We start from the raw sequence: 25,739 nt of genomic DNA, 5'->3' as shown, positions 1-25,739 counted from the left end.
ACTACAAAAAGACGCTACAATAAGAACACAATGGAACTTGAATGGGACGCCGATAAAGCGGCACGAAACCTGAAAAAGCACGGCGTTTCCTTCGAGGATGCCGAGCTTGTTTTTTACGACTCCGGGCGGGTTGAAGCCTACGACGGACGCGAGGACTACGGGGAAGATCGTTGGGCAACGATTGGGCTTGCCTACTCGGCTGTCCTGTATGTGGTCTACACCGTCCGACACGAGGAAACCATCCGCCTTATCTCTGCGAGGAAAGCAAATGCCGACGAAAGAAAGCAATATCGTGAAGCGAACTCTTGACCTCAAGAAGCCGCCACAGTTGAGCGCCGAGCAGAAGGCGCGACTGGATGCCGTGGCCTCGATGCCGGATGAGCAGATCGACTATAGCGATGCACCCTATCTGCCTGATGCTGTCTGGATGAAGGCAGCGGAGCAATTGCCCCACACCAAGAAGCAAATCACGCTGCGCATTGATGCCGAAGTGTTGGAGTTCTTCAAGCACACCGGCAAGCGTTATCAGTCGCGCATGAATGCTGTTTTGCGCTCCTACGTTGAGGCGCACAAGGCGCACGCGAAATGAGCGGCGACGACAAGCAGCTTGAGCTTGAAGCCCTCGCCGCCGTGGGCGAAATGCTCTTGTTCGACCAAGCCAGAGGCAACCCGGAAGAAGCCGCCCGCATCCTGCGATGTGCGCGGCTTTTTGCTCGTTCAGAGGATGCCGCGCAGCGTCTCAGCGAGCTATGCAACGAGGCGGGCAGTGATGCGACTTGGCGCGAAAACATCGTGGAGGAACTGCAAGACCGAGAGGACTTGCAAGCCGCCGAGGCAGCGATGGAAGCCCGCCGACAGGCCCAACTTGTTGCGCAAGCGGATAGTGTCGACACGGCCTTGCAGACCCTAATGGACGAGGTAGCGGCGGACACCTTCGGCAGTCTCGATGAAGGATATGCGGCACAGGCGCAGGCCGAGGCCGTGAAGGCGTGGCAGGGCAGGCAGTGAGCGGCATTTGTTGGTGTTTCATCGTAACCCGGCAAGTGTTCTGTCATTTTCAGAAGACGACTGCACCATTCAGCGCGGTTTGAAGCCTGTTGTGCATACGGCTCCTGATAACCCGATATCAGGATTCCTCTGCACAAAACTCGTCTATGCTCAATACTCGTGTGCACCAAAGCGAGGTGAGCATGGCGACCGATACCGCACCGATTACCGAGCACGGCGTGGCCACCCTGCCAGAACAGGCATGGGAGCGTGCGCGTCGTCGTGCGGAGATCATTGGGCCGTTGGCGCAGTCGGAGACGGTTGGGCATGAAGCGGCCGACGCGGCAGCCCAGGCATTGGGGCTGTCCCGGCGGCAGGTCTACGTCCTGATCCGCCGTGCCCGGCTAGGTTCGGGGCTGGTCACTGACTTGGCTCTTGGGCAGTCGAGCGGTGGCAAAGGTAAAGGCCGCTTGCCGGAGTCGGTCGAACGAATCATCCGCGAGTTACTGCAAAAGCGCTTCCTGACCAAGCAGAAGCGTAGCTTGGCGGCGTTCCACCGCGAAGTTGTGCGGGCGTGCAAGCTGCAAAAGCTGCGGGTGCCGGCGCGCAACACGGTGGCACTGCGGATCGCCGGCCTCGATCCGCGCGAGGTCACTCACCGCCGGGAAGGACAAGATGCCGCCCGCGACCTGCAAGGTGTTGGTGGTGTTCCGCCACCCGTCTCCGCGCCGCTGGAGCAGGTGCAGATCGACCACACAGTCATCGACCTGATCGTGGTGGACGAGCGCGACCGGCAACCGATTGGCCGTCCGTACCTGACCCTCGCCATCGACGTATTCACCCGCTGCGTGGTTGGCATGGTCGTTACGCTGGAAGCCCCGTCCGCCGTCTCGGTCGGCTTGTGCTTGGTGCATGCCGCCTGCGACAAGCGCCCTTGGTTGGAAGGGTTGAACGTAGAGATGGATTGGCCGATGAGCGGCAAGCCCAGACTGCTCTACTTGGACAACGCGGCTGAGTTCAAGAGCGAGGCGCTGCGCCGTGGCTGCGAGCAGCATGGCATCCGGTTGGACTATCGCCCGCTCGGGCAGCCGCACTACGGCGGTATCGTGGAACGGATCATCGGCACGGCGATGCAGATGATCCACGACGAATTGCCGGGGACGACCTTCTCCAATCCTGACCAGCGCGGGGAATACGCCTCCGAGAAGATGGCCGCCCTGACACTGCGCGAGCTGGAGCGCTGGCTCACATTGGCGGTCGGCACCTATCACGGCTCTGTGCACAACGGCCTGCTCCAACCGCCGGCCGCGCGCTGGGCCGAAGCTATCACGCGGACCGGCGTGCCAACCGTCATCACTCGCGCTACGGCTTTTCTGGTCGATTTTCTGCCCATCATCCGCCGCACGCTGACCCGCACCGGCTTCGTCATCGACCACATCCACTACTACGCCGATGCGCTCAAGCCGTGGATAGCTCGGCGGGACCGCTTGCCTGCGTTCCTGATCCGGCGCGACCCGCGCGACATCAGCCGCATATGGGTGCTGGAACCAGAGGGGCAGCACTACCTGGAAATTCCCTACCGTACCTTGTCGCACCCGGCTGTCACCCTCTGGGAACAACGACAGGCGCTGGCGAAATTGCGGCAGCAAGGGCGCGAACAGGTGGATGAGTCGGCGTTGTTCCGCATGATCGGCCAGATGCGCGAAATCGTTACCACCGCGCAGAAGGCTACGCGCAAGGCGCGGCGCGACGCGGATCGACGCCAGCATCTCAAGGCAACGGCACCGCCTGTCAAAACCACGCCACCACCGGGCGCTGACATGGATGGGCAGCAGGCAGACAACCAGTTGCCGGCCAAACCGTTCGACCAGATTGAGGAGTGGTAGCCGTGGAAGAATATCCCATCATCGACTTGTCCCACCTGCTGCCGGCGGCCCAGGGCTTGGCCCGTCTCCCGGCGGACGAACGCATCCATCGCCTTCGCGCCGACCGCTGGATCGGCTATCCGCGAGCAGTCGAGGCGCTGAACCGGCTGGAAACCCTGTATGCGTGGCCAAACAAGCAACGCATGCCCAACCTGCTGCTGGTAGGCCCGACCAACAACGGCAAGTCGATGATCGTCGAGAAGTTCCGGCGCACGCATCCGGCCAGAGCCGACGCCGACCAGGAGCACATTCCGGTACTGGTCGTGCAGATGCCATCCGAACCGTCGGTAATCCGCTTCTACGTCGCGCTGCTCGCGGCGATGGGTGCGCCATTGCGACCGCGCCCACGGCTGCCAGAAATGGAACAACTGGCGCTGGCACTGCTGCGCAAGGTCGGCGTGCGCATGCTGGTGATCGACGAGTTGCACAACGTCTTGGCCGGTAACAGCGTCAATCGCCGGGAATTCCTCAATCTCCTGCGCTTCCTCGGCAATGAACTGCGCATCCCACTGGTCGGGGTCGGCACGCGCGACGCCTACCTGGCCATCCGCTCCGATGACCAGTTGGAAAATCGCTTCGAGCCGATGATGCTGCCGGTATGGGAGGCCAATCACGATTGCTGCTCACTGCTGGCCAGTTTCGCCGCTTCGCTTCCACTGCGGCGACCCTCGTCGATTGCCACGCTGGACATGGCCCGCTACCTGCTCACACGCAGCGAGGGCACCATAGGCGAACTGGCGCACTTGCTGATGGCGGCGGCCATCGTCGCCGTGGAGAGCGGAGAGGAAGCGATCAACCACCGCACGCTCAGCATGGCCGACTACACCGGCCCCAGCGAGCGGCGGCGGCAATTCGAGCGGGAACTGATGTGAAGCCAGCGCCACGCTGGCCACTGCATCCGGCCCCCAGAGAAGGCGAAGCCTTGTCTTCGTGGCTCAACCGCGTGGCCCTTTGCTATCACATGGAGGTGTCCGAGCTGCTGGAGCACGATCTTGGTCACGCTCAGGTTGATGACCTGGATACCGCGCCACCACTGGCGCTGTTGGCGATGCTCTCCCAGCGGAGCGGCATCGAGCCGGACCGGCTGCGTTGCATGAGTTTCGCCGGCTGGGTGCCTTGGCTACTGGACAGCCTTGATGATCAGATTCCAGACGCATTGGAAACCTATGCGTTCCAGCTCTCGGTGCTGCTGCCGAAACTCCGCCGTAGGACGCGATCCATCACGAGCTGGCGTGCCTGGCTGCCCAGCCAGCCGATACATCGCGCCTGTCCGCTCTGTCTGAACGACCCGGCAAACCACGCCGTACTGCTTGCATGGAAGCTGCCCCTGATGCTGAGCTGCCCGCTGCATGGCTGCTGGCTGGAATCCTATTGGGGCGTGCCTGGGCGGTTTCTCGGCTGGGAGAACGCCGACACTGCGTCGCGCACCGCCAGCGACGCGATTGCAGTGATGGACCGGCGTACCTGGCAGGCACTGACGACCGGCCATGTGGAACTGCCGCGCCGACGCATCCACGCTGGTTTGTGGTTTCGACTGCTACGCACGCTGCTCGATGAGCTGAACACCCCGCTTTCGGCGTGCGGAACCTACGCGGGGTATCTTCGCCAAGTCTGGCAAGGCTGCGGGCATCTGCTGCGTGCTGGGCAAAGTCTGTGGCGACCGTATGAAACCCTGAACCCGGCAATACGGTTGCAGATGCTGGAGGCGGCGGCAACGGCAATCAGCTTGATCGAGGTGAGGGATATCAGCCCGCCAGGCGAGCATGCAAAGCTGTTCTGGTCCGAGCCCCAAACCGGGTTCACCAGTGGTCTGCCGGCGAAAGCGCCGAAGCCCGAACCCGTCAATCACTGGCAACGGGCGGTCCAAGCTATCAGTGAGGCGATCATTGAAGCGCGGCACGACCCCGAGACGGCACGCTCGCTGTTCGCGTTGGCTTCCTATGGTCGGCGCGATCCCGCTTCCCTGGAACAGTTGCGCACCACCTTTGCAAAGGAAGGCATCCCCCCGGAATTTTTGTCACATTACGAGCCTAATGGGCCCTTTGCATGTCTTAGACAGAATGACGGGTTAAGTGACAACTTTTGACGGTTAGAACTTTCCGGCGCATACTGTCACATAATCGAACGTTTGTGATACATGCTGATCGGATATGCCCGCGTCTCCAAAGCCGATGGCTCGCAGTCTCTCGACCTGCAGCACGACGCCTTGCGCGCCGCAGGTGTCGAACGGGACAATATCTATGATGATCTTGCTTCCGGCGGTCGTGATGATCGCCCTGGCTTGACTGCCTGCCTCAAGTCATTGCGTGACGGCGATGTGCTGGTGGTCTGGAAGCTCGATCGCCTCGGACGATCGCTTGCCCATCTGGTCAACACGGTGAAGGAGCTGTCAGACCGCAAGATCGGCCTGCGGGTTCTGACTGGAAAGGGCGCTCAGATCGACACCACGACTGCGTCCGGTCGCATGGTGTTCGGAATCTTCGCCACCTTGGCCGAGTTCGAGCGGGATCTGATCCGAGAGCGCACCATGGCGGGTCTCGCCTCCGCGAGAGCGCGCGGTCGCAAGGGCGGACGAAAATTCGCGCTCACCAAAGCTCAGGTGCGTCTCGCGCAAGCCGCCATGGCCCAGCGCGATACTTCAGTTTCCGATCTCTGCAAGGAACTCGGCATCGAGCGCGTCACTCTCTACCGATATGTCGGTCCCAAAGGCGAGCTCAGAGACCATGGAAAGCATGTTCTCGGACTTACGTAGCAACTCGTTTCTTTTCGCAGGTTGAGCCACCTCCGCGCTTCATCAGAAAACTGAAGGAACCTCCATTGAATCGAACTAATATTTTTTTTGGTGAATCGCATTCTGACTGGTTGCCTGTCAGAGGCGGAGAATCTGGTGATTTTGTTTTTCGACGTGGTGACGGGCATGCCTTCGCGAAAATCGCACCTGCTTCCCGCCGCGGTGAGCTCGCTGGAGAGCGTGACCGCCTCATTTGGCTCAAAGGTCGAGGTGTGGCTTGCCCCGAGGTGATCAACTGGCAGGAGGAACAGGAGGGTGCATGCTTGGTGATAACGGCAATTCCGGGAGTACCGGCGGCTGATCTGTCTGGAGCGGATTTGCTCAAAGCGTGGCCGTCAATGGGGCAGCAACTTGGCGCTGTTCACAGCCTATCGGTTGATCAATGTCCGTTTGAGCGCAGGCTGTCGCGAATGTTCGGACGCGCCGTTGATGTGGTGTCCCGCAATGCCGTCAATCCCGACTTCTTACCGGACGAGGACAAGAGTACGCCGCAGCTCGATCTTTTGGCTCGTGTCGAACGAGAGCTACCGGTGCGGCTCGACCAAGAGCGCACCGATATGGTTGTTTGCCATGGTGATCCCTGCATGCCGAACTTCATGGTGGACCCTAAAACTCTTCGATGCACGGGTCTGATCGACCTTGGGCGGCTCGGAACAGCAGATCGCTATGCCGATTTGGCACTCATGATTGCTAACGCCGAAGAGAACTGGGCAGCGCCAGATGAAGCAGAGCGCGCCTTCGCTGTCCTATTCAATGTATTGGGGATCGAAGCCCCCGACCGCGAACGCCTTGCCTTCTATCTGCGATTGGACCCTCTGACTTGGGGTTGATGTTCATGCCGCCTGTTTTTCCTGCTCATTGGCACGTTTCGCAACCTGTTCTCATTGCGGACACCTTTTCCAGCCTCGTTTGGAAAGTTTCATTGCCAGACGGGACTCCTGCAATCGTCAAGGGATTGAAACCTATAGAAGACATTGCTGATGAACTGCGCGGGGCCGACTATCTGGTATGGCGCAATGGGAGGGGAGCAGTCCGGTTGCTCGGTCGTGAGAACAATCTGATGTTGCTCGAATATGCCGGGGAGCGAATGCTCTCTCACATCGTTGCCGAGCACGGCGACTACCAGGCGACCGAAATTGCAGCGGAACTAATGGCGAAGCTGTATGCCGCATCTGAGGAACCCCTGCCTTCTGCCCTTCTCCCGATCCGGGATCGCTTTGCAGCTTTGTTTCAGCGGGCGCGCGATGATCAAAACGCAGGTTGTCAAACTGACTACGTCCACGCGGCGATTATAGCCGATCAAATGATGAGCAATGCCTCGGAACTGCGTGGGCTACATGGCGATCTGCATCATGAAAACATCATGTTCTCCAGTCGCGGCTGGCTGGTGATAGATCCCGTCGGTCTGGTCGGTGAAGTGGGCTTTGGCGCCGCCAATATGTTCTACGATCCGGCTGACAGAGACGACCTTTGTCTCGATCCCAGACGCATTGCACAGATGGCGGACGCATTCTCTCGTGCGCTGGACGTCGATCCGCGTCGCCTGCTCGACCAGGCGTACGCTTATGGGTGCCTTTCCGCAGCTTGGAACGCGGATGGAGAAGAGGAGCAACGCGATCTAGCTATCGCGGCCGCGATCAAGCAGGTGCGACAGACGTCATACTAGATATCAAGCGACTTCTCCTATCCCCTCGGAACACATCAATCTTACCGGAGAATATCGTTGGCCAAAGCCTTAGCGTAGGATTTCGCCCTCTCCCGCAAACGACCCCTACATCGGCGCGCATCCTCATCGTCGGACAAGCACCCGGCCGGAAAGTACACGAATCAGGAATTCCGTTTCAAGACGCCAGCGGCGAGCGACTGCGCTCCTGGCTTGGGATTACATCTGAACTCTTCTATGACGAGCGCCGAGTCGCCATCTTGCCCATGGGGTTCTGCTTTCCCGGAACGGGTGTTTCAGGCGATCTACCCCCACGACCTGAGTGCGCTCCAGCATGGCGAAATGAACTTCTCAAGCACCTAAAGTCCATCCAACTCACCTTGGTCATTGGGCAGTTTGCTCAAGACTACCATCTCCCCAATGCAGGCTCATCGGTGACGGAGGTGGTTCAGTCTTGGCGCATGCACCTGCCAAGCGTCATTCCACTTCCTCATCCAAGCCCGAGGAACAATCGATGGCTTGCACAAAACCCCTGGTTCGAAGCTGAGCTATTGCCTGTACTAAGGAAACGTGTCGCCCTCTCACTCAGTGATGCCTAACAAGTCACTTGTAGGCTCCCTCTGAGTCACATCTTAAGGACACGTATCGTGTTTCCTAACAGCGCACCCGTCCTTGATGGACGGCTCCGAAGATACATCTCAGAGAGTCCACAAACCGTCTACTAAAGCCATTTGAGCCAGCGAAAAACCGCTAACAACCCAACACTCATTAGTAAGCAAAGACCTACCAACACCCAGAAACCGTTGGTGGCATCTGCGAACGGCAGTCCCAGAAGATTGGCGCCAAACAGGCCAGTGACAAAGTTCAAGGGCAAGAAGATTGTGGATACCACGGCAAAAACATAAGAGCTTTGGTTCCGCTGTCGCTCCTGAATGCGGTTTGCCTGGTCACTGAGGATATCGATACGGTCACGCAAATTCTCCAGCGTTTCGAGCAACCGCAACAGCTGGTTCAGGTGCTCCTCCAGTCGGCCTCGATGATTGGTATTCAGCGGCGGGACGACGAGGGTTGTCAACGTTTGAAGAACGGCCCGCTGGGGGCCAAGATGACGGAGAAAGCCAGAGATCGCGGTCTGGGTATTGGCCATGCTCGGGCATGCCGCTTCCGTCTGGTGTTGAACCAGAAGGCCGCCGATCAGATTCACCCCATCCTCTAGCATCTCGACCTGCTCGGAAACTTCCGAGAGGTGCTCTTCGATGAGATCGCAAAGGAAGTCACCTGGCGTTGCCGAGCCCCGCCCCTGAGAGATGTCTTCCGCAAGTTCGAGGATGGGATCCACATCCTCCTCGCGGGTCGTGATAACCCGACGCTCATCAATCCAGATTCGCATGGACACCATGTCCTCCGGATGCCCCACTCCATCAGCTCTCAAATGCATCGCTTTGAGCAAAACCATCACGCCCTGCCCGTGGACGCGCAACCGCGAGCGGGTATCTTCAGACACCATCGCTGCGGCGATCAGCTTGTCCAGGCCGGTCACGCTTGAGAGAAAACTCTCCGTCTCGCGGTGGTGGATGCACATGTGCAACCACGACGCACCGCCGGTCATCTGGAGAAGATGGAGAAACCCAGGCGTACGCTCTGCTTCGATCATGGCTATCAACCCACGGTGGATTCAACCTCGAAGTTAACGGTATCTCCAACCCGTAGCACGCCACCTACGACGATCCGTGCCGTGGCGCCCCCGTGACCGCGCAGCGCGGCGTAACCGCCTTCACCGAGTTCGTCCTCCATGCGTGAACAAGGAGGACATGGCCCCGTGATTTCAATGCGGACCGATCCGCCAATTCGCCAGACAAAGCGTTCTTCCCGGAAGGGTGAATGCATTGCGGCGACGTTGATGCCCGAGATCACAAGGTTGCGCCGCAAACGCTCCGGGGCAATTGGAGCTTGCCCCGTCCAGACCCCGAGCAAGCCAAGGTGCTCAGCTTGGATCAGACTCAGCTCGCGATGGCGTTGCGCATCCGACTGACGAAGCTTCAGGGAGCGGTGATCGCCAATCAGCCCGAGACCCGGTTCGGCCCTGGCCTCCTGCACGGACACTGCGTCCTTGAGGCGATCCGGGCGCAGAACGATGGCATCAAGCCGACCTGTGCCATGAAAGCGCCGGACCAGGTCGCGCAGCGTGCTGCCCATCGTTCAGACTCGAATGAGGTGCATCACAAGACTTCCTCTATGTGCAGTTCGCGTTGCCGGAAGCTGACAACATCACCGGCTCGGGCATCTGCGATCGCTGCGTAGATGGGCGCCTGGGTGGAAATTCCCATGTAGGTGTTGCCGTCGCACTGGAAGGCATCGCTGGCAACCGCAATCACGAACCAACGCCCGTCGATGCGAACCACGGCGCCTGTCTCCACCGAATCCCGGGGACCGAAATCGATCTGACGCAAGACTTCCAGGGCCTCCTGGTGGTCGTGAATGGGGCATTCGAACGCCTGCGCCAGAGCAGCATTGTTGACGGCCCGCGACGCCGCATCGCTTTCACTGGGTTCATCTCCGCGGCCCGCCGCACCGACCAGGTATTGCGCATAGGTCTGTTCGGCAAACCGCAGGCGCCCTTCGGCAAGGTCCAGCATGGTCTGGCGCAGATGGGTCTTGTTGCTCATTAGGACTCCTATGTCAGGTCGACGTTTGTTGCGTTGGGGTGAACGGTAGCCGGTGCCAGACGGTGATGGCGTACCAGCCTCGGGGGTCGGTCAGGGTGCAGGTGTTGTCAAACCCGCTTCGGCCTGCGAGGTGTTCGATCGAAGCCAGGGAGTATTTCTGGGATTGCTCTGTATAGATGGTCTCCCCGGCATGGAATACGAACCCTCGGTCAAGGGTTCTGCTGTGGACCACCTGGTCAACCTGGCTCACCAGAAAGCTTCTGGCCACGTGTTCCAGCGGACAGTAGCTGGCGTAGTGCCGAAATTTCGTCAGATCGAAGTCCATGCCCAACTCGCGATTCAGCCGCGTCAGCAGGTTCAGATTGAACGCAGCAGTCACGCCCTGGGAGTCATCGTAAGCTGCGCGCAACACGGCCGGGTCCTTGACCAGATCCAGACCAAGCAGCACAAGGTCACCTGGGCGCAAATGCGAATGCACCCGTTGCAGCAGCTTGACGGCACCGTGTTCGTCCAGGTTGCCCAGATTGCTGCCCAGCAACATTGCAACCTGGCGTCGCCCTTCGGCAACCTGAGGCCAATGCTCGAAATAGTCTCCCAGCACCGGTTCGATGGCCATGCGGGGGAGGTACGTGTCAAAGCGGCGGCTCAGATCCGCTAGGGCGTGTGCGGACACATCCATAGGCCTGTAGATGCAATCCACTTCACGTTGCGCCAGTGCCTGGCACAGCGACAGCGTTTTGGCCCCGTCGCCGCTGCCCAGTTCAATCAGATCGATCGGGCTGCACCGAGGATCTATCCACCGGGAAAGCTCATCCGCGCGTGAGCGCAGCAGCTCGTGCTCAAGGCGTGTGAGGTAGTACTCGGGCAGCGCCATGATCTGCTGAAACAGGCGCGAGCCCTCATCGTCGTAGAACCAAGCGGATGAGAGCGCCTTCTGTGGTCGCGTCAACCCTTGCAGAACATGCTCCGTCAGTCTGTCCCGATCAGTCATGCGGACTCCCGCGAGCGAACAGGACGGATGCCCGTGAACTGCCAACGCAACGGAGCGTGAAAGAAGTTCCGGTATGTCAAACGGGCGTGGCCCGGCGATGTGGCCCAGGACGCTCCGCGCAAGACCTGCTGGTTCACCATGAACTTCCCGTTGTATTCCCCCACCGCGCCCTCGCTGCGGGCAAAACCGGGATAGGGCTGATAGGCGCTCCGCGTCCATTCCCATCGACGCCCCCAGCCGAACAGGCTTGCCGCTGCCTCCCACTCGAACTCGGTGGGCAATCGCCACCCCGCCCAATCGCAGAAAGCGTGTGCCTCGTAGTAACTGACGTGCGTCACCGGTGCCTGACTGGTCAGCGGCATCACACCCTGGAGCGTGTAATGACCCCATCCTTCAGGCTGGTTAGGGTCGGGCTGCCAGTACATCGGCGCACGGTGTTCGAGCGTTTGCACCCAGTCCCAGCCTTCCGCATGCCAGAGCGAATGGCGCTGATATCCTCCGTCGCGCATGAACTGAAGGTATTCATCATTGGTGACTAGCGCCACACGGATGTCTACCCCTTGAATGAGCGCCAAATGCGATGGCGACTCGTTGTCGAAGGCGAACCCTGGCCCCTGGTGGCCGATGCGAATCGTCTGCCCTTCGACGCTAAGCCAATCGTCCAGGGGTGGGCAGGTTCCATCATGTTCGGCCGTCACATCTTGGGGACCGATGCCCAGAGGGTCATACGCCGGATGCAATGGGTTGTGGCCCAGGATGTACTTGATGTCTGTGATCAGCAACTCCTGATGCTGTTGTTCATGCTGCATGCCCAGCTCTACCAAAGCCGCGACTGCGGGCTCCAGTGGTTCCTTCAGCAGACGGCGCATGGACTCGTCCACATGCGCGCGGTACGCCATCACCTCAGCCACCGTCGGGCGACTCAAGCTTCCTCGCTGCGGGCGTGCCAGGTGAGCGCCCTCCGATTCGTAGTAGCTGTTGAACAGGTAGCCATACAGAGGATGGAACAGTCGATAGTCCGGCTGTTGTTTCGCGAGGACAAAAGTCTCGAAGAACCACGTGGTGTGGGCCAAGTGCCACTTCGGCGGACTGACGTCGGAAACCGGTTGGGGAATATGGTCCTCGGCGCTCAGAGGGGCACACAGCCGTTCGCTGCGCGAACGGACAGAGACGTATCGGGTTAGGCGGATGTCTTCAGGTGTCACGGCAGATGAGAAAAAAGAGAGTCAACTTCCGAAGCGCTCGGTGCGGATGGAGACCTCGGGCACATTTAGCCCGGTGACCATATGAACGATGGACTCGACAAAGTCATTACGCCCGCAGATGAAAACCTGCGCAGATTCGGTCGCCACATCACCCAATTGCTGCAATGCCCAAGCAACATCGGCCTCATCAATGCGGCCAACGTGGTCCTGTGCGCGCGGGGCACAGGTATCCCGCGAGAGCGCCAGTCGGCTGCGAAACCGCGGCGTAAACGCTTCCCATCGCTGCAGGGTGGGCCAGAGCAACACTTCGTCCAGATGACGTGCGGCAACCAACAGCGTTGTATGCGCTTGGCTGTATGCACCCACGCGTTGCGCTGCCATGGACAAAAGGGGAACAACGCCAGATCCTCCCCCAATCAGCAAGGCTGGTCGTGTGTTCGACTCGTCAAGCACAAAATGACCACCAACCGGCCCGAGAATTTCAATCGTTTCGCCGTGCTGGGCCCCATCGTGAAACCAGGTGGATACTTCGCCATCGTCCAACCGCTCAATGCCCAGCTCATAGAGCCCGGTACGTTGAGGAGGTGAGAGGAGCGAATAGCTCCGTTGTGCCTGATAGCCATCTTCTGCTGTCAGTCGGACATCCAAATGCTGGCCCGGCCTCGGGCGAACCCATCTGTCAGGACGCAGCACCACCCGCATGACGCGTGGGGTCAGTGCCTGCAACGCTTCGATGCGTGCGGACTGCCAGCTCAGCCGTTGCTGACCAACGGCCTCATCCATAGCGCTCTTCCTTGAAAGGGTCGCCTCGCATGTGATAGCCCCGCAGTTCCCAGAACCCGGCCTCGTCGCGCTCGTTGAACTGCAGCGCATTGACCCACTTGGCCGACTTCCAGAAATAGAGATGCGGCACCAACAGGCGTGCCGGTCCCCCGTGCTCGGGCGCGAGCGGTCGGTCGTCGTAGTGCGTTGCGATCATTGCGCGCCCTTGTGTCAGATCGGCCAACGGCACGTTGGTGGAGTAGCCGTCCTGGGAATGCGCCAGCACCCAAGGCGTGGGCGCTTCCAGTCCGGCCGCCTGCAACAAGGTGTCCAACGTCACACCGCGCCAGCGGGTGTCGAATTTCGACCAGGTGGTAACGCAGTGGATGTCGACCACCTGCTCGGTCTGGGGCAGGGCCTGGAATTCGCTCCAGGTCCAAACGCGAACCGGCCGCACACCGACCTTCAAGGTCAAGCGCCAATCGCCAAGCGCCAAGGCTTTTGGGGTGGGGCCCGCAGTCAGCACGGGAAAACCTTCCGTCAGGGACTGTCCTGGCGGAAGTCGACCGCCGTGGTTGTGGACATCGCGATTGCGGCCGCTGAATGAGCGGTTGATGGGCATGGTGTGGGTCCTCCGGCTCACCCAGGACTTGCGGTCAAGGGCTTGCGTCGATCAATGATGGTGGGCAGGAACTCGGTGACCGTCGGGTGAACGGGCAATGCATCCCGGACCACCTTCCAGGTGCCGCCACTGGCCATCACCAGACCGATCGCCTGGATGATCTCGTCCGACTGGATCCCGAGCATGGTCGCTCCGAGGAAATGACCACTGTCCTCATCGATGAGGAGCTTGATCTTGCCCACGGTTTCGCCTTCTTCCTTCGCGCGACTGACGTCCTTCATGGCGTGAACCGCCTGGGAAATGCGTCGCCCTTCGGTCACGAGTTTTCGCGCGTCGGCCTCATAAAGACCGACGTGGGCCAGCGGAGGATCGGTAAACATGGCATAAATGCCGACGCGCGCGGCGGCGCTGCGTTGCCCTCCGGCCAGGTTCTCCGCCACGATGTCCTGATCGTGGTAGCTGGTGTGGGTAAAGGCCCCGCGCTGATTGATGTCACCCAGCGCCCAGATGCCGGGAACCGCGGTTTCGAGCCGGTCGTTGGTGACCAGGTAGCCTCGCGCACTGACCTCCAGGCCCACCGTTTCCAGGCCCAGACAGTCGGTGTTCGGTATTCGCCCGGTGGCCACCAGCAGGTGGCTGCCATCCACGCTGCGGCCACCAGCCAACTGCACCCGCACGCCAGCGTCGTTGTCCGCCTTGCCGACCCGCTCAATGCGCACGCCGGTGTTCACTTCGATGCCTTCCGCTGTCAGCATTCCGGTCACAGCGGCTGCAATGTCCTCGTCCTCGCGGGCCGTGAGGCGGGGCCCTGTTTCCAGAATGGCAACCTCACTTCCCAGCCGCCGAAAGATCTGAGCCATCTCCAGGCTGATGTATCCACCGCCGATGATCACCAGCCTGGACGGTAATTCACGCAGCGCCAACAGCCGTTCGTTGTCCAGGAACGGCAGCTCGTCCAGCCCAGGCACCGGCGGAACAAAGGGACGTGTGCCGGTGTTCAGCACCACCTTGGGCGCCACCAGCTGATGCTCGCCGGCCAGCACCACGAACTGTTCGCCGTCACGGCCCGCCAGGCGACCGCGCGCCTTGATGATGGTGAGTCCTTCCAACTGGCCCAGCCAGGCCTGCAGGCCAGAGCGAGCCTCCTCCACCCGGCGTTGCATGCGCTCCATCGCTGCCCTGAAGTTGACCTGGACCGACCCGGTTTGCACACCGAATTCGCTGGCCCGGCGCGCCATGTGAGCCACACGAGCCGACTTGCGTAGGGTCTTGGTTGGGGTGCAGCCCCGATTGACACAGGTACCACCCAGGTCACGCTCCTCGATGAGCGCCACCTTCATACCCCGGGCAACGAGTGTCGCGCCCAGAAAGGGACCGGCCTGACCGGCTCCGATCACGATCGCGTCGAACCTCTGTTCCCCGCTCATGGCCGCACCTCGACACCGCGCCAGAACGCCACCCTGCCGGTCACCGCCTCCGCACCAGCCTTGGGCGACGGGTAGTACCACGCCGCGTCAGCGTTCACGTCTTCGCCGACCACCACGTCGTAGTAGCTGGCCCGCCCCTTCCATGGACAGGTGGTGTGCGTATCGCTTGGTTTGAAATGTTCCGGGCGCAACGCGTCGAGTGGGAAATAGGCGTTGCCTTCAACTTCCACGATGTCATCGCTCTCAGCGATGGTGGTGCCTTTCCAGATGGCTCTCATGCTCCGTCTCCTTCGTTTGTGTGTGGTTGGGATCAGTCCCGAATCAGTGTGGTGGTGATCACCGGATGGTTCTCCAGCGTTCGATGCACGGGGCAACGATCGGCGATGCGCAACAGGTCCTGTCGCTGGCTTTCACTCAACGGTCCGCTCAGCAGGAGCTGCCGCGTGACGTGGTCAACCTGTCCCGAGCGATCCCCGCACTCCTGGCAATCGGTCGCGTGCGCGCGCTCATGACGCAACCTGACCTGGACATCCTTGAGCGCATAGCCTTTTCGCTTGGCGTACTGGCGCAATGTCATGGACGTGCAGGCGCCCAGCGACATCAGCAGAAGTTCATAAGGATCGGGCCCGCGTTCGCCACCACCCACTTCCTTTGGCTCATCGGCGTCGAGGTGGTGCGGACCTGCTCGCATCGATCGCCAGAAGGCGTGATCGTGCTCCCCCACCCACACCTCGCCCGCACGAAGGTCCGACGGCGCATCGTTTCGCTCGGCTCGCATCGGCAGAAACCGCGAGGCCCAGGCGCCAATCAGGTCAGCCGCATACTGCGCATCGGCCGGGCGCGTGAGCAGATGGTCCGCATCGTCCAGGCTGATGAAACTCTTAGGATGTCTGGCCGCCTTGAACAGGTCCTGTGCCTCGCCGATGTCCACCACCGCGTCACTTGGCGCGTGCATAACCAGCAAGGCCGCGCGAAGCCCCTTGACCGGGTTCTCGTGGGCTTGGGCCTGGAGCTCTTCAATGAAGGCCGGCGCGATCCTGAACGCCCGGCCGCCCAGGTCGACCTGGATCTGCCCATCCTCTTCGGACTTGGTCGGACCGAAGTGACGAAGCACATGGTCGGCCGTCGCGGGTGCGCCCAGCGTGCAAACCGCCCGTATGCCGTCGAGGCGGGCAGCCGCCGCGATGGCCGCCGTCCCCCCCAGGCTGTGTCCGACCAACAGTGCAGGCATGCCGATCGTGCTCTGCATCCAGTGCACCGCCGCCACAATGTCCGCCACGCTGGACGAAAAGCCACCGCGCCCGAAGTCGCCTTCGCTCTCGCCCAGACCGGTGAAATCAAAGCGCAGCGTGGCGATGCCCTGCTGAGCCAGCGCCCGGCTGATGCGGGTCGCGGCGAGAGAGTTCTTTCCGCAGGTAAAGCAGTGGGCAAACACCGCCAGGGCTTGTAACGGTGCATGGTCCGGGCGTTCCAAGACACCCACCAGCAGACCCTGGCTGCTGCCAGCGAAGCCTACCTTTTCGCTGCTCATGCTTTCTCCAGTGCCAGGGCGTTGATGCAGTAGCGCAGACCGCTGGGCTTGGGTCCGTCGGGAAACACGTGACCCAGGTGGGCGTCGCAGACGTTGCACGTCGTCTCCACCCGCGCCATGCCGTGGCTGTTGTCTCCGTGATAGCCCACCAGACCCGGGGCAATGGCCTGCGTGAAGCTGGGCCAGCCGCTGCGGCTGTCATATTTGGTCGACGCATCGAATAGTTCAGTGCCGCAGCACACGCACCGGTAGATCCCGGGCGAAAACAGCGTACACATCGAGGAGCTGTGCGCCCGTTCGGTGCCCTTGAGCCGCGTGATTCGGAACTGCTCGGGCGTCAGCTGTTGGGCCCACTCGGCTTCGCTGCGCTCAACTCGGCGCGGTGGCGTCGGGTTGCCCGTTTCCACCAGTTGAATCACTCCTTTCCAAGTCAACATGTCGGGCCCAGGCTCCGGTGCCGCCGGTTCGTTTTCCAGCCGCTTGAGAAAGGTGACGAGCTTGTCGGCGTCGATTCGGAAATGGTTGTAGACCACTCTGCCATCGGGATCGATCAGAATGAACCAGGGTGTGCCGCCGTTGCGGTAGCGGCGCATCAGCTCCGAACCCGCGCCGTCCTGTTCGTCACCGGCGTCGTGCCCGAAGGGAATGCCCAGCGCGTAGCGGGCGTGATTGGCCAGCATGCGCTCCCAGGTGTTCGAACCGAAGTCCTCGAACACGGTCTGGACTGCGGCGAACCCGACGAAGTCGCTCCCCCGAAACGCGTCGACCACCCGGGCAAGCGCCGGAAAGCCGGTCGCATGGCACCCCGGGCAGGCGTCCTGAAAACAGAAGATGAGCTTGAACCGGCCGGGCATGCGGTCCAGGTCGAAGTGTTCCAGCGCCTGGCCCGACGCGTCCACCCACCGGGTCACACCCAGGGGAGCGGCCGCCTCGCCAAGGACACCGGGTTCCTGTTTCATTGTGGTCATGCGAAGTCTCCTTTCAGAAATCGTTGGGTACCCCAATCAGGTGCCGCAGAAGGTGCGGTGGGCTGCGGCCACTTCGGGCGAGGCCGGCAGCGTGAATGGCCGCGCGGACTCCACCGTCTCGTACGGCCGCCCCAGCACCGCCAGCAGGCGCTCGAACGGACCGAGGTCGGCCTCGTCCACGGCACTCGACAGCGCCGCCTCCACCTGGTGATTGCGCGGGATCACGAAGGGATTGACCGACCACGCCGTTGCGGCGCAGTCCTGCAAGGTCCTTCCCTCCCGGGCCATGCGCTGGCGCCAGCGCGCCAGCCAGTCCGAGAGCGCCGGGCGCTCCCGTCCGAACAGGTCGTGCAGTGCGGCATCCGGCCCCGTGATGGCGTCGGACAGGAGGCGGAACGCCAGCGTGAAGTCCACCTTTTCCCGCTGCAGCAGCTGCAGGAAGTCGTCCGCCAGGGCGCGGTCGTCCGGCTCTTCAGCGGCCAAGCCCAGCTTGGCGCGCAGCTGCCCGGTCCAATGCCGGTCAAAGCGCACGGCAAACCCGGCCACCACCTGTTCCACCCGTTCCACGACGTCGATATCGCGGGCGTCCAGAACCGGCAGCAACGCTTCGGCCAGACGGGCCAGGTTCCATTGCGCCATGGCCGGCTGCTGGCCGTAGGCATATCGCCCCTGACGGTCGATCGAGCTGAACACCGTGGCCGGATCGAAACCCTCCATGAACGCACACGGACCATAGTCGATGGTCTCGCCCGAGATGCTCATGTTGTCGGTGTTCATCACCCCGTGGATGAAGCCCACGCCCATCCAGCGTGCAATCAGCTGCGCCTGCCGCTCACAGACGGCCTCCAGCATCGGAATGGGCTTGTCGGAAAGCTTGGCGAGGGCGGGGTCATGCCGCGCCACGGCATAGTCGAGCAGCCGCCGAAGCATCACCTCCTCCTCCCGCGCCGCGAAGAACTCAAAAGTGCCCACCCGCAAGTGGCTGGCCGCCACGCGCACCAAGATCGCCCCGGGGGGCGAGCCCTCGCGGTTCACCCGCTCACCGGTCCGGATCACCGCCAGCGCACGCGTCGTGGGAATGCCCAACGCGTGCATGGCCTCGCCCATGAGGTACTCGCGCAGCGCCGGGCCCAGTGCCGCCTTGCCATCGCCACGGCGCGAAAACGGCGTACGGCCCGACCCCTTGAGGGCCAGGTCCCGACGCTGTCCTGCCGTGTCGATGAGTTCCCCGAGCAGCAAGGCGCGGCCATCCCCCAAGTGTGGCGAGAACTGGCCGAACTGGTGCCCCGCGTAGGCCTGCGCCAGCGGCGCCGCCTCAGCCGGCATTTCCACGCCGGACAGCCACGCCAGACCGGTCGCAGACTTCAGCACCGCCGGTTCCAGCCCCAGCTCCAGCGCCAGGGCGTCGTTGAACTGCACCCAGGCCGGGGCCGGGGACGGCTCGGGCTTCCAAGGCACATAGAACCCCTGCATGTCCCGGAAGAAGCTGTTGTCAAACGGCAGCCGAAACGCCGGGCCCGTCCCCGGCGTCTTCGGCTCCGACACGGACTTTGGTGTGGAAGCACGCATGGCTTCAGGCCGCCTTGAGACCATCGTTCGAAGCGCCGAACGCCCCGATCAGCTGCCGCTCGTCGAGCTCGAAGTCGCTGTAGAGCACCTCATCCAGCGGATCGATCACCAAAAACCACGGCGTGCCCCGCGTCCCGTAGTCGGCCATGAGCGACGACGCCCGTCCGATCGCAGGGTCGTGTCCGAAAGGAATGTTCAAGCCGTAGCGCAGCTGCGTCTCGCGCAGGCGCTCGAAGGTGTTGGACTCGACGCCCTCGAACACGGTCTGCACCGCGGCAAACGCGAAGCCGCGATCACCCAACGCCTTGATCAGCTTCTGCAGGGTCGGAAAGCCATGGCTGTGGCAGCCCGGACACCAGTGCTGGAAGCAGAAGATCACTTTGAACCCGTCGCCCAGATCGGCCAGCTTCAGCGGTGCCATGCTGCGCCCTTCGCCGTCGATCCACCACGGCACCCGCAGCTCGGGCGCCCGTTGAATGCACTGGGATTGCATCACCATCTCCTCAGGAAGAAAACAGACACACCGGGTCGGCCCGCCCGCTGGCGCGCCGACCCCCACCGTTCTTGAGCGTTGACCGTCAGCCGATCTCGCGGCGCGGCAGCTTCCAGCCCGCGCGGGGGTAGTGACAGGTGTAGCCGTTGGGGTGCTTGACCAGGTAGTCCTGATGCTCGGGCTCGGCCTCCCAGAACGGCCCCGCGGGCGCGAGCTCGGTGACCACCTTGCCCGGCCACAAACCCGAGGCATTCACATCGGCAATGGTTTGCTGCGCCGTGGCCAGCTGCTCGTCCGAGGTGTAGAAGATGGCCGAACGGTAGGAGCTGCCGCGGTCATTGCCCTGGCGCCCCGGGGTGCTCGGATCGTGGATCTGGAAGAAGAACTCCAGCAGGTCGCGAAAGCTCGTCTGCGTGGGGTCGAACTCCACCTCCAACGCCTCGGCGTGGGTGCCGTGGTTGCGGTAGGTGGCGTTGGGCACATCGCCGCCGCTGTAGCCCACACGGGTGCGCAACACGCCAGGCAGCTTGCGCACCAGGTCCTGCATGCCCCAGAAACAACCGCCGGCCAGGACTGCTTTTTCGCTCGGGTTCATCGTGATCTCCTTCAAAGTTCTGCCTCAAGGCATTGAACCTGAAGTCGGGTCCGTTCGGCACAGCACAACGGCATTCGGCGTCCGCATCACGCCACCGATCGTCCAGAACCAGGGCGCGATGGACCTACGGCTGACTCAGATGCTCCATCTGCCAAGCGCTGGGCGATTGCCCCGAGGCCCGTTGAAACGCTCGCGCGAATGCGGTGGCATTACCGTAGCCCACCTGAGAGGCCACCGCCTTCACTGCCTGCCCTTGCGCGAGTAGGTTGCGGGCAACCGCCATGCGCCAGTGGGTCAAGTAGGTCAACGGCGGTATGCCCACCACCTGGACAAAGCGCAGGGCAAAGGCAGACCGGGACAGGTGCGCCAGCTCCGCCATGCTGTCAAGCGTCCAGTCGTGCTCTGGCGATTCGTGCAGCATGGACAGCACCACACCCAGACGGCTGTCGACCATGGCCTCCAGCACACCGCCGGACAGCAGTTGCCGATCAATCAGGTGACGCACAAGCACCACGAAGGTGTATTGCAGCAGGCGGTCGATCGCTGCCCGATAACCAAAAGCACGTGCCTCGGCCTCCTCGAACAGCAGCTCTACCGGTCGCTGCAGCGATGACGTGGCGGTCAAGTCAATCACCGTGACGTCCGGCAAGATCATGTCCAGCGGCGGCGCCAATTCACTGAGGGTGGCGCACATCAGGTCCACCCCCTGCGGCCCTGAGCCCTGAACCCAGTGCTCCAACGCGCGGGGAAGCAACAGCACGCTGGGCGCCCGCACGTTCAGCGGCGCAAAGCCCTTGCGCGTCAGTTGCAGCTCGCCGCGACTCAGCAGGTGCATCGTCCCCTGCTTGAGGCCGTCAGCCTCGGATCCCTGCGTCAGGGTACAGAGATTTCCCGAGAAAAACATGCGCGCCGTGGGAGTGAACCGTAACAGCTGGTTCAGCAGAGAGGCGTTCGGCAAGGGAGTGCTTTGGTTCAAGCGCGTGACACCTGTTGTGGGTTAGACCTTGATTATCTTGGAGCTTCCGCCTCTCCTTAGAATGACTGCATGCCCCCCCCGTCCCTTTCGTCCAGCATCTCTCGACACCACCAAGCTCCCGCAGAAATTGAGGGCCAGGCGCTCAGGACGTCAAACTTCCTGCGCCAGGTCATCGAGAAAGACCTCGCCACCGGCACCTACGCCCAGCGCCAGTGGGGCGGCGGCCCGGGTGATGCCGCCTTCCACGCCGCTGGCCAGCCCGACCCGGCCAAGATCCGCACCCGCTTCCCGCCCGAGCCCAACGGCTACCTGCACGTGGGCCACGCCAAGAGCATCTGCCTGAACTTCGGCCTGGCGCGCGACTACGGCGGCGTCTGCCACATGCGCTTTGACGACACCAACCCCGAGAAGGAAGAGAAGGAGTACGTGGACTCCATCCTCGACGCGGTGCAGTGGCTGGGCTTTAACTGGCAGAGCAGCTTCAACGGCAAGACCGAAGACCACCTGTACTACGCGTCGAACTACTTCGACTTCATGTACCGCGCGGCCGAACACCTTATCACCGCCGGCCACGCCTATGTGGACGAGCAGACAGCCGAAGACATGCGCATCAACCGCGGCGACTTCGGCAAGCCCGGCGTGGACAGCCCCTTCCGCACCCGCAGCCCGGAAGAGAACCTGGCCCGCTTCCGCGAGATGCGCGACGGCAAACTGGCCGACGGCGCCGCCGTGCTGCGCGCCAAGATCGACATGGCCTCGCCCAACATCAACATGCGCGACCCGGCCATCTACCGCATCCGCCGCGCCACGCACCACAACACGGGCGACGCCTGGTGCATCTACCCCATGTACACCTTCGCGCACCCCATCGAGGACGCGCTGGAGCAGATCACCCACAGCATCGCCACGCTGGAATTTGAAGACCAGCGCCCGTTCTACGACTGGTTGCTGGAGCGTTTGTGCGAAGGCGGCCTGCTCAAGGCCCCACCGCCGCGGCAGTACGAATTTGCGCGCCTGAACCTGACCTACGTGATCACCAGCAAGCGCAAGCTGGCGCAGCTGGTGAACGAGAAGAAAGTCAGCGGCTGGGACGACCCGCGCATGCCCACCATCGTCGGCCTGCGCCGCCGCGGCTACACGCCCGAGGCCATCCAGCTGTTTGCCGAACGCATCGGCGTGACCAAGAGCGATTCCTGGATCGACTACAGCACGCTCGACGGCTGCCTGCGCGAAGACCTGGAAAACAAGGCCCACCGCGGCATGGCCGTGCTTGACCCCGTCAAGCTGGTGCTCACCAACTGGGCCGAAGTGTTCGGCTCTGACGGCTACACCGAAGACTGCACCCAGCCCGCCCTGCCCCACAGCACCATTGCCGAAGGCCAGACGCCGCCGCCTGACCGCGTCTTCAAGATCGGCAAAGACGTTTGGATCGAACGCGAAGACTTTGAAGAAGTGCCGCCCAAGGGCTACAAGCGCCTGTTCCCAGGCAACGTGGTGCGCCTCAAAGGCGGCTACGTCATCGAATGCACTGGCGTCGGCGCCAAAGACGCCGACGGCAAAGTGACCGAAGTGCACGCCAACGTGATCGCCGGCACCAAGAGCGGCACGCCCGGCGCTGACAGCGTCAAGGCCAAGGCCGCCATCACCTGGGTGGGCGCGGCCGACGGCCGAGAAGCCGAAGTGCGTCTGTACGACCGCCTGTTCACCGACCCGCAACCCGACGCGGGCGGCAAGAACTTCCTGGACGCCCTCAACCCCGACAGCCTGAAGGTGGTGACGGCCTATGTGGAGCCGTCACTGGCTGCGGCCAAGCCGGACCAGAAATTCCAGTTTGAGCGCCACGGCTACTTCGTGGCCGACCGTGCGGACCATGGCGTGGTTGGGAAGGTGGTGTTCAACCGGGTCACGAGGTTGAAGGATCGCTGGGGTTGATCGCTATTCCCACTCTGTGCTTGCTTGATGCCCCGTACAAATCGTCTGTGTTGAAGAAATCGCCTTGCACCACTTCACTCTCAGAAGCTGGGGGCAACTATCTACTCCGTTTTGGCTAGTAGGCGAAAAGATCGCGCAGCACCATCATGGGTTATTGGTCCTTCTGTTCGGTCTGCGTGACCTCCCGCGCGGCATCGACAGCTGATGTTGAAAGCCTCGCGCCGCTGGCCTGGCTCGGCATGGTCAGGGATGCGCGCCGCCCAAGCGCCACTCGTCGGCCAAGTGGTGCAGGCTATCCATGTCTTGCATGGTCTCCCCGCGCTGGTCCTCAATCTCCAGTCGTCCGATTTTGCTGACGTTGCGAAAGTGCGCCGCAATGGTCGCCATGCTCCGCCCTCCCCCGGTGACTTTCACCATGACCTGCGGGGCGCGCCGAACGACGGTGGCTTGGATGCGTTGGCGAATGGCGTTGGCACGCTGGTGCACGCCCGAGGCGCCCAGCCTGGGCTGGGGCTTCACCTGGACGATGCGGTTGCCTGGATTGAACAGGCGGTCGCCCCAGGTGATGAGGATGCCGTCGAGCGAGGGGTTGTGAGACATGTTGGCTCCGTACGAATGACCTTGGACTGGCGCTCGCGGAGACGAGCGCCGTTAGCCAGATGGCGCTTTCATGGCTGGCTCCTTCGGTTGCCGGGCCGTGTGCGGCCCCTTGGTTCTGAGGTGGCGGGGCGGCGCGGCTGCAGGTCAGCGAGCGCGATGGAAGCGAGGTCGAGGTGCTGGTGCACATCGTGCGCCAGGTAATCGAGCGCCAAGCGCAGCGGCCTGGAGGACTCGTCTTCGCCTCGGCGCAGCAGCGTGCTCAGCAGGTGGAGGTTGCGGCTGAGGGTAGCCAGTTCTGCGGTGGATTCACTCAAGGCAACGATGTTCTCAACTCGGCTGGCACCGCCTGTCAACACGGGTACGCGGGCCACTAGACCGGTCAGGTAGGCACCGCGCGACAGGCCAGCGGCTCTGGCACCGGCTGCCAGTTGAGCTGCCTCCTCGGCGGTCATGCGGATCGAAAGCTTGACGTATGCAGTGTGCTCAGCCCCTTGGGGGACCTCCTCGCTTTGAGTCTCACCATTGACCACTAATAGACCCAGATCGCGCGCTACAGCGCTGCGCACCAGCTCCGACACGCTGACCCGTTGCGCCTGCGCACGAGCCACCAGCGCGGCCTTCAAGCCGCGCATTTCAACCGAGACGAAGTCGTATGTTGAGGTGTTCATTGCCGACGAATGGAGGGGCGCGGAGCGCTTGTGAAACTGGCGGCAGACCGCCTATCTCTGCACTCATCCATGAAGGCAGTCTGTCCCCGGATCGAGCACCCTGACGTGCTGGATTCGGGCGTAAATCCAGTGCGGAACTTGGGCGCAGAGGCATCTAAAGTGGCCTCAATCCCTCGATACGGTCGACTCAGGAGCACGACAACTGAACTATCTGAACCACCAGTGACCCGCCAGTGCACAAACTGAACAGGGAGTGAATCGCCACTGCATAGGCACTGAACCGGGACTCTCGACCGAATCCCGGAGTTTGTTATTTTAACTAGTTAATTGTTGACAAATAACTATTATTTACAACAAACTGCATGCATGGTTCATGGCAAAAACTCAACGATGGAATCCGCCGTGCTCGCACTCGCCGAGCGCCAGCCTCTTCTGCGCGCACGCGACTTGACCGCGCAGGCACTGCCGACCGTGGTGCTCAGCCGTCTGGTCGCTGCAGGCAAGCTGGAACGGGTGGCACGCGGCGTCTACAGCCTGCCGGGGCGTCCAATCAGCGAGCACCGGTCCCTGGCCGAAGTAGCGCTGCGGGCGCCGCGTGGTGTCGTGTGCCTGCTGTCGGCGCTGCGCGTCCATGGCATTGGCACCCAGGCGCCGTTCGAGGTCTGGCTGGCGATCCCTCCGCACACACCCACACCCCGACTGGACCAGCCGGCGCTGCGTGTGGTGCGCATGTCGGGCCCGGCCCTCACTGAAGGTGTTGAACCCATCGACATCGATGGCGTGCGAGTCCCGGTTTTCAACGCCAACAAGACGGTGGCCGACTGCTTCAAGTACCGCAACAAGATCGGCATGGACGTGGCGTTGGAGGCGCTGCGCGATGGCTGGGCGCAGCGCAAGCTGACCATCGATGCGCTGTGGCACCACGCCGCGGTCAACCGCGTGGCCAACGTGATGCGGCCCTACCTGGAAAGCGTGACGGTGTGATGTTTCATCGCCACACGTACCCTGCTCAGATGCACACACTTGAACTGACCGGACAGCTCATGTAGCCCAGACCGTTTGGCCTGGTGGTATTTTTGGTGGTATCTCGAAACTTAGACCACACAAAATTGAGGTTTCATGCGGCCTGCAGAGCATGATGTGAACGACGCCCTCTCCGCCAGCGAAACAGCAAACACGGGCCTCACGGCCCGTTTTTCATGGTCGACCGCCCGAGCGCTGCCCTGGGTTTTGACCTGCGCCGGGGTCTCCTCGTTTTCAGTGCAATAAGTGACGGTACGAAAAGCTAGCACTGGCGCGGAGGTGGTGTTGGTAGATCGTTGATTTCATTGACTTTCCTGTTCACTTTCAAATCTGCGATTCGTGGCG

Annotated in this window: 29 protein-coding genes; 12 read left to right on the top strand and 17 right to left on the bottom strand. The window is 62.1% G+C overall.

All coding sequences use genetic code 11. The features are described from left to right. Positions 1 to 30 precede the first annotated feature (30 nt). The 10 genes from ISG32_RS26950 to ISG32_RS26905 all read left to right on the top strand — a co-directional run bounded on the left by ISG32_RS26950 (position 31) and on the right by ISG32_RS26905 (position 7,965). Entirely contained in the window at positions 31 to 309 is a 279-nt protein-coding gene (locus tag ISG32_RS26950) for a BrnT family toxin (RefSeq protein ID WP_015060221.1), read from the top strand. Then, a complete protein-coding gene (locus ISG32_RS26945; protein WP_045286807.1) occupies positions 269 to 589 on the top strand; it encodes a BrnA antitoxin family protein in 321 nt (106 codons plus the stop codon). Before ISG32_RS26950 ends, ISG32_RS26945 begins: the two co-directional genes overlap by 41 nt. After that, the gene (locus ISG32_RS26940; protein WP_166312484.1) at positions 586 to 1,008 is read left to right on the top strand and encodes an antitoxin MazE-like protein; all 423 of its coding nucleotides are present in this window, start codon (positions 586 to 588) and stop codon (positions 1,006 to 1,008) included. Before ISG32_RS26945 ends, ISG32_RS26940 begins: the two co-directional genes overlap by 4 nt. Positions 1,009 to 1,154: 146 nt before the next feature. Further along, entirely contained in the window at positions 1,155 to 2,873 is a 1,719-nt protein-coding gene (locus ISG32_RS26935; RefSeq protein ID WP_019576674.1) for a Mu transposase C-terminal domain-containing protein, read from the top strand. Positions 2,874 to 2,875: 2 nt separating this feature from the next. Beyond that, positions 2,876 to 3,784, top strand: a complete 909-nt coding sequence (locus tag ISG32_RS26930; protein ID WP_027011230.1) for a TniB family NTP-binding protein — start codon at positions 2,876 to 2,878, stop codon at positions 3,782 to 3,784. Further along, on the top strand, positions 3,781 to 4,998 hold the full coding sequence (locus ISG32_RS26925) for a TniQ family protein (protein WP_194774084.1): 1,218 nt from the start codon (positions 3,781 to 3,783) through the stop codon (positions 4,996 to 4,998). The genes ISG32_RS26930 and ISG32_RS26925 overlap by 4 nt, the downstream gene beginning before the upstream one ends. Before the next feature lie 51 nt (positions 4,999 to 5,049). Then, positions 5,050 to 5,664 (top strand): recombinase family protein, encoded by a 615-nt coding sequence (locus ISG32_RS26920; protein WP_000904906.1) that lies wholly within the window; start codon positions 5,050 to 5,052, stop codon positions 5,662 to 5,664. Between the two features lie 65 nt (positions 5,665 to 5,729). Beyond that, positions 5,730 to 6,533 (top strand): aminoglycoside O-phosphotransferase APH(3'')-Ib, encoded by an 804-nt coding sequence (gene aph(3'')-Ib, locus ISG32_RS26915; protein ID WP_031943936.1) that lies wholly within the window; start codon positions 5,730 to 5,732, stop codon positions 6,531 to 6,533. Continuing rightward, positions 6,533 to 7,369: an aminoglycoside O-phosphotransferase APH(6)-Id gene (locus ISG32_RS26910; protein ID WP_000480968.1), complete on the top strand. Its 837-nt coding sequence runs from the start codon at positions 6,533 to 6,535 to the stop codon at positions 7,367 to 7,369. Before aph(3'')-Ib ends, ISG32_RS26910 begins: the two co-directional genes overlap by 1 nt. Further along, positions 7,273 to 7,965, top strand: a complete 693-nt coding sequence (locus ISG32_RS26905; protein ID WP_407645100.1) for a uracil-DNA glycosylase family protein — start codon at positions 7,273 to 7,275, stop codon at positions 7,963 to 7,965. Before ISG32_RS26910 ends, ISG32_RS26905 begins: the two co-directional genes overlap by 97 nt. Positions 7,966 to 8,087: 122 nt before the next feature. Here the strand turns inward: ISG32_RS26905 and ISG32_RS26900 are convergent, their stop codons facing one another. From ISG32_RS26900 to ISG32_RS26830, 15 genes are all read right to left on the bottom strand, one after another. Beyond that, positions 8,088 to 9,020, bottom strand: a complete 933-nt coding sequence (locus tag ISG32_RS26900; protein WP_194774083.1) for a CorA family divalent cation transporter — start codon at positions 9,018 to 9,020, stop codon at positions 8,088 to 8,090. A 5-nt stretch (positions 9,021 to 9,025) separates the two neighbouring features. Next, positions 9,026 to 9,562: an MOSC domain-containing protein gene (locus ISG32_RS26895; RefSeq protein WP_008647291.1), complete on the bottom strand. Its 537-nt coding sequence runs from the start codon at positions 9,560 to 9,562 to the stop codon at positions 9,026 to 9,028. 23 nt (positions 9,563 to 9,585) lie between these two features. Further along, positions 9,586 to 10,032 (bottom strand): hypothetical protein, encoded by a 447-nt coding sequence (locus tag ISG32_RS26890; protein ID WP_008647292.1) that lies wholly within the window; start codon positions 10,030 to 10,032, stop codon positions 9,586 to 9,588. A 13-nt stretch (positions 10,033 to 10,045) separates the two neighbouring features. Continuing rightward, complete coding sequence (egtD, locus tag ISG32_RS26885) at positions 10,046 to 11,023, bottom strand: L-histidine N(alpha)-methyltransferase (RefSeq protein WP_008647294.1); 978 nt, start codon at positions 11,021 to 11,023, stop codon at positions 10,046 to 10,048. Then, a complete protein-coding gene (gene egtB, locus ISG32_RS26880) occupies positions 11,020 to 12,228 on the bottom strand; it encodes an ergothioneine biosynthesis protein EgtB (RefSeq protein ID WP_206537003.1) in 1,209 nt (402 codons plus the stop codon). The genes egtD and egtB overlap by 4 nt, the downstream gene beginning before the upstream one ends. 21 nt (positions 12,229 to 12,249) lie before the next feature. Beyond that, on the bottom strand, positions 12,250 to 13,011 hold the full coding sequence (locus ISG32_RS26875) for an FAD-binding oxidoreductase (RefSeq protein WP_008647299.1): 762 nt from the start codon (positions 13,009 to 13,011) through the stop codon (positions 12,250 to 12,252). Further along, positions 13,004 to 13,612 carry a sulfite oxidase-like oxidoreductase gene (locus tag ISG32_RS26870; protein ID WP_008647302.1) on the bottom strand — a complete coding sequence of 203 codons (609 nt, stop codon included), beginning with the start codon at positions 13,610 to 13,612 and terminating at the stop codon, positions 13,004 to 13,006. Before ISG32_RS26870 ends, ISG32_RS26875 begins: the two co-directional genes overlap by 8 nt. Before the next feature lie 17 nt (positions 13,613 to 13,629). After that, positions 13,630 to 15,039, bottom strand: coding sequence for a mercuric reductase (locus ISG32_RS26865; protein ID WP_008647310.1), 1,410 nt, complete (start codon positions 15,037 to 15,039; stop codon positions 13,630 to 13,632). Then, on the bottom strand, positions 15,036 to 15,317 hold the full coding sequence (locus tag ISG32_RS26860; RefSeq protein WP_008647312.1) for a DUF427 domain-containing protein: 282 nt from the start codon (positions 15,315 to 15,317) through the stop codon (positions 15,036 to 15,038). The genes ISG32_RS26865 and ISG32_RS26860 overlap by 4 nt, the downstream gene beginning before the upstream one ends. Before the next feature lie 32 nt (positions 15,318 to 15,349). Continuing rightward, a complete protein-coding gene (locus ISG32_RS26855; protein WP_008647313.1) occupies positions 15,350 to 16,570 on the bottom strand; it encodes a bifunctional alpha/beta hydrolase/OsmC family protein in 1,221 nt (406 codons plus the stop codon). Continuing rightward, complete coding sequence (gene msrB, locus ISG32_RS26850; RefSeq protein WP_194774089.1) at positions 16,567 to 17,007, bottom strand: peptide-methionine (R)-S-oxide reductase MsrB; 441 nt, start codon at positions 17,005 to 17,007, stop codon at positions 16,567 to 16,569. Before msrB ends, ISG32_RS26855 begins: the two co-directional genes overlap by 4 nt. 567 nt (positions 17,008 to 17,574) lie before the next feature. After that, positions 17,575 to 19,107, bottom strand: a complete 1,533-nt coding sequence (locus tag ISG32_RS26845) for a protein adenylyltransferase SelO (protein WP_008647315.1) — start codon at positions 19,105 to 19,107, stop codon at positions 17,575 to 17,577. A 4-nt stretch (positions 19,108 to 19,111) separates the two neighbouring features. After that, positions 19,112 to 19,600: a peroxiredoxin family protein gene (locus tag ISG32_RS26840; RefSeq protein ID WP_008647316.1), complete on the bottom strand. Its 489-nt coding sequence runs from the start codon at positions 19,598 to 19,600 to the stop codon at positions 19,112 to 19,114. Positions 19,601 to 19,685: 85 nt separating this feature from the next. Continuing rightward, positions 19,686 to 20,195 carry a peptide-methionine (S)-S-oxide reductase MsrA gene (msrA, locus tag ISG32_RS26835; protein WP_008652077.1) on the bottom strand — a complete coding sequence of 170 codons (510 nt, stop codon included), beginning with the start codon at positions 20,193 to 20,195 and terminating at the stop codon, positions 19,686 to 19,688. Between the two features lie 124 nt (positions 20,196 to 20,319). Next, positions 20,320 to 21,171 carry an AraC family transcriptional regulator gene (locus tag ISG32_RS26830; RefSeq protein WP_052157284.1) on the bottom strand — a complete coding sequence of 284 codons (852 nt, stop codon included), beginning with the start codon at positions 21,169 to 21,171 and terminating at the stop codon, positions 20,320 to 20,322. 69 nt (positions 21,172 to 21,240) lie between these two features. On the opposite strand from ISG32_RS26830, the gene ISG32_RS26825 reads away from it, so the two are divergent. Then, positions 21,241 to 23,103: a glutamine--tRNA ligase/YqeY domain fusion protein gene (locus ISG32_RS26825; RefSeq protein ID WP_228530149.1), complete on the top strand. Its 1,863-nt coding sequence runs from the start codon at positions 21,241 to 21,243 to the stop codon at positions 23,101 to 23,103. 243 nt (positions 23,104 to 23,346) lie between these two features. Here ISG32_RS26825 and ISG32_RS26820 read toward each other — a convergent pair whose 3' ends face one another. Together ISG32_RS26820 and ISG32_RS26815 are read right to left on the bottom strand one after the other, a co-directional pair. Next, positions 23,347 to 23,703, bottom strand: coding sequence for a hypothetical protein (locus ISG32_RS26820; RefSeq protein ID WP_194774082.1), 357 nt, complete (start codon positions 23,701 to 23,703; stop codon positions 23,347 to 23,349). A gap of 68 nt (positions 23,704 to 23,771) precedes the next feature. Beyond that, positions 23,772 to 24,371, bottom strand: a complete 600-nt coding sequence (locus ISG32_RS26815; protein ID WP_194774081.1) for a hypothetical protein — start codon at positions 24,369 to 24,371, stop codon at positions 23,772 to 23,774. A 366-nt stretch (positions 24,372 to 24,737) separates the two neighbouring features. Here ISG32_RS26815 and ISG32_RS26810 point away from each other — a divergent pair, with 366 nt between their 5' ends. After that, positions 24,738 to 25,355 carry a type IV toxin-antitoxin system AbiEi family antitoxin domain-containing protein gene (locus ISG32_RS26810; protein WP_228530148.1) on the top strand — a complete coding sequence of 206 codons (618 nt, stop codon included), beginning with the start codon at positions 24,738 to 24,740 and terminating at the stop codon, positions 25,353 to 25,355. Positions 25,356 to 25,739: the final 384 nt, after the last annotated feature.

Origin of the sequence: Diaphorobacter caeni (genome assembly GCF_015354245.1) — a bacterium.
Taxonomy (GTDB): Bacteria; Pseudomonadota; Gammaproteobacteria; order Burkholderiales; family Burkholderiaceae_C; genus Diaphorobacter_A; species Diaphorobacter_A caeni.
This window is presented reverse-complemented; position numbering and strand designations above follow the sequence as displayed.

Excerpts from the sequence above, each read along its gene's own strand:
- ISG32_RS26870 (WP_008647302.1), bottom strand. The coding sequence starts at position 13,612 with ATGCCCATCAACCGCTCATTCAGCGGCCGCAATCGCGATGTCCACAAC.
- ISG32_RS26940 (WP_166312484.1), top strand. The coding sequence starts at position 586 with ATGAGCGGCGACGACAAGCAGCTTGAGCTTGAAGCCCTCGCCGCCGTG.
- msrB (WP_194774089.1), bottom strand. The coding sequence starts at position 17,007 with ATGTTGACTTGGAAAGGAGTGATTCAACTGGTGGAAACGGGCAACCCG.
- ISG32_RS26920 (WP_000904906.1), top strand. The coding sequence starts at position 5,050 with ATGCTGATCGGATATGCCCGCGTCTCCAAAGCCGATGGCTCGCAGTCT.
- ISG32_RS26950 (WP_015060221.1), top strand. The coding sequence starts at position 31 with ATGGAACTTGAATGGGACGCCGATAAAGCGGCACGAAACCTGAAAAAG.
- ISG32_RS26935 (WP_019576674.1), top strand. The coding sequence starts at position 1,155 with ATGCTCAATACTCGTGTGCACCAAAGCGAGGTGAGCATGGCGACCGAT.
- ISG32_RS26845 (WP_008647315.1), bottom strand. The coding sequence starts at position 19,107 with ATGCGTGCTTCCACACCAAAGTCCGTGTCGGAGCCGAAGACGCCGGGG.
- msrA (WP_008652077.1), bottom strand. The coding sequence starts at position 20,195 with ATGAACCCGAGCGAAAAAGCAGTCCTGGCCGGCGGTTGTTTCTGGGGC.
- ISG32_RS26820 (WP_194774082.1), bottom strand. The coding sequence starts at position 23,703 with ATGTCTCACAACCCCTCGCTCGACGGCATCCTCATCACCTGGGGCGAC.
- egtD (WP_008647294.1), bottom strand. The coding sequence starts at position 11,023 with ATGACTGATCGGGACAGACTGACGGAGCATGTTCTGCAAGGGTTGACG.
- ISG32_RS26810 (WP_228530148.1), top strand. The coding sequence starts at position 24,738 with ATGGTTCATGGCAAAAACTCAACGATGGAATCCGCCGTGCTCGCACTC.
- ISG32_RS26945 (WP_045286807.1), top strand. The coding sequence starts at position 269 with ATGCCGACGAAAGAAAGCAATATCGTGAAGCGAACTCTTGACCTCAAG.
- ISG32_RS26860 (WP_008647312.1), bottom strand. The coding sequence starts at position 15,317 with ATGAGAGCCATCTGGAAAGGCACCACCATCGCTGAGAGCGATGACATC.
- ISG32_RS26840 (WP_008647316.1), bottom strand. The coding sequence starts at position 19,600 with ATGCAATCCCAGTGCATTCAACGGGCGCCCGAGCTGCGGGTGCCGTGG.
- ISG32_RS26875 (WP_008647299.1), bottom strand. The coding sequence starts at position 13,011 with ATGGATGAGGCCGTTGGTCAGCAACGGCTGAGCTGGCAGTCCGCACGC.
- ISG32_RS26825 (WP_228530149.1), top strand. The coding sequence starts at position 21,241 with ATGCCCCCCCCGTCCCTTTCGTCCAGCATCTCTCGACACCACCAAGCT.
- ISG32_RS26895 (WP_008647291.1), bottom strand. The coding sequence starts at position 9,562 with ATGGGCAGCACGCTGCGCGACCTGGTCCGGCGCTTTCATGGCACAGGT.
- ISG32_RS26855 (WP_008647313.1), bottom strand. The coding sequence starts at position 16,570 with ATGAGCAGCGAAAAGGTAGGCTTCGCTGGCAGCAGCCAGGGTCTGCTG.
- ISG32_RS26815 (WP_194774081.1), bottom strand. The coding sequence starts at position 24,371 with ATGAACACCTCAACATACGACTTCGTCTCGGTTGAAATGCGCGGCTTG.
- ISG32_RS26890 (WP_008647292.1), bottom strand. The coding sequence starts at position 10,032 with ATGAGCAACAAGACCCATCTGCGCCAGACCATGCTGGACCTTGCCGAA.
- ISG32_RS26910 (WP_000480968.1), top strand. The coding sequence starts at position 6,533 with ATGTTCATGCCGCCTGTTTTTCCTGCTCATTGGCACGTTTCGCAACCT.
- ISG32_RS26900 (WP_194774083.1), bottom strand. The coding sequence starts at position 9,020 with ATGATCGAAGCAGAGCGTACGCCTGGGTTTCTCCATCTTCTCCAGATG.
- ISG32_RS26865 (WP_008647310.1), bottom strand. The coding sequence starts at position 15,039 with ATGAGCGGGGAACAGAGGTTCGACGCGATCGTGATCGGAGCCGGTCAG.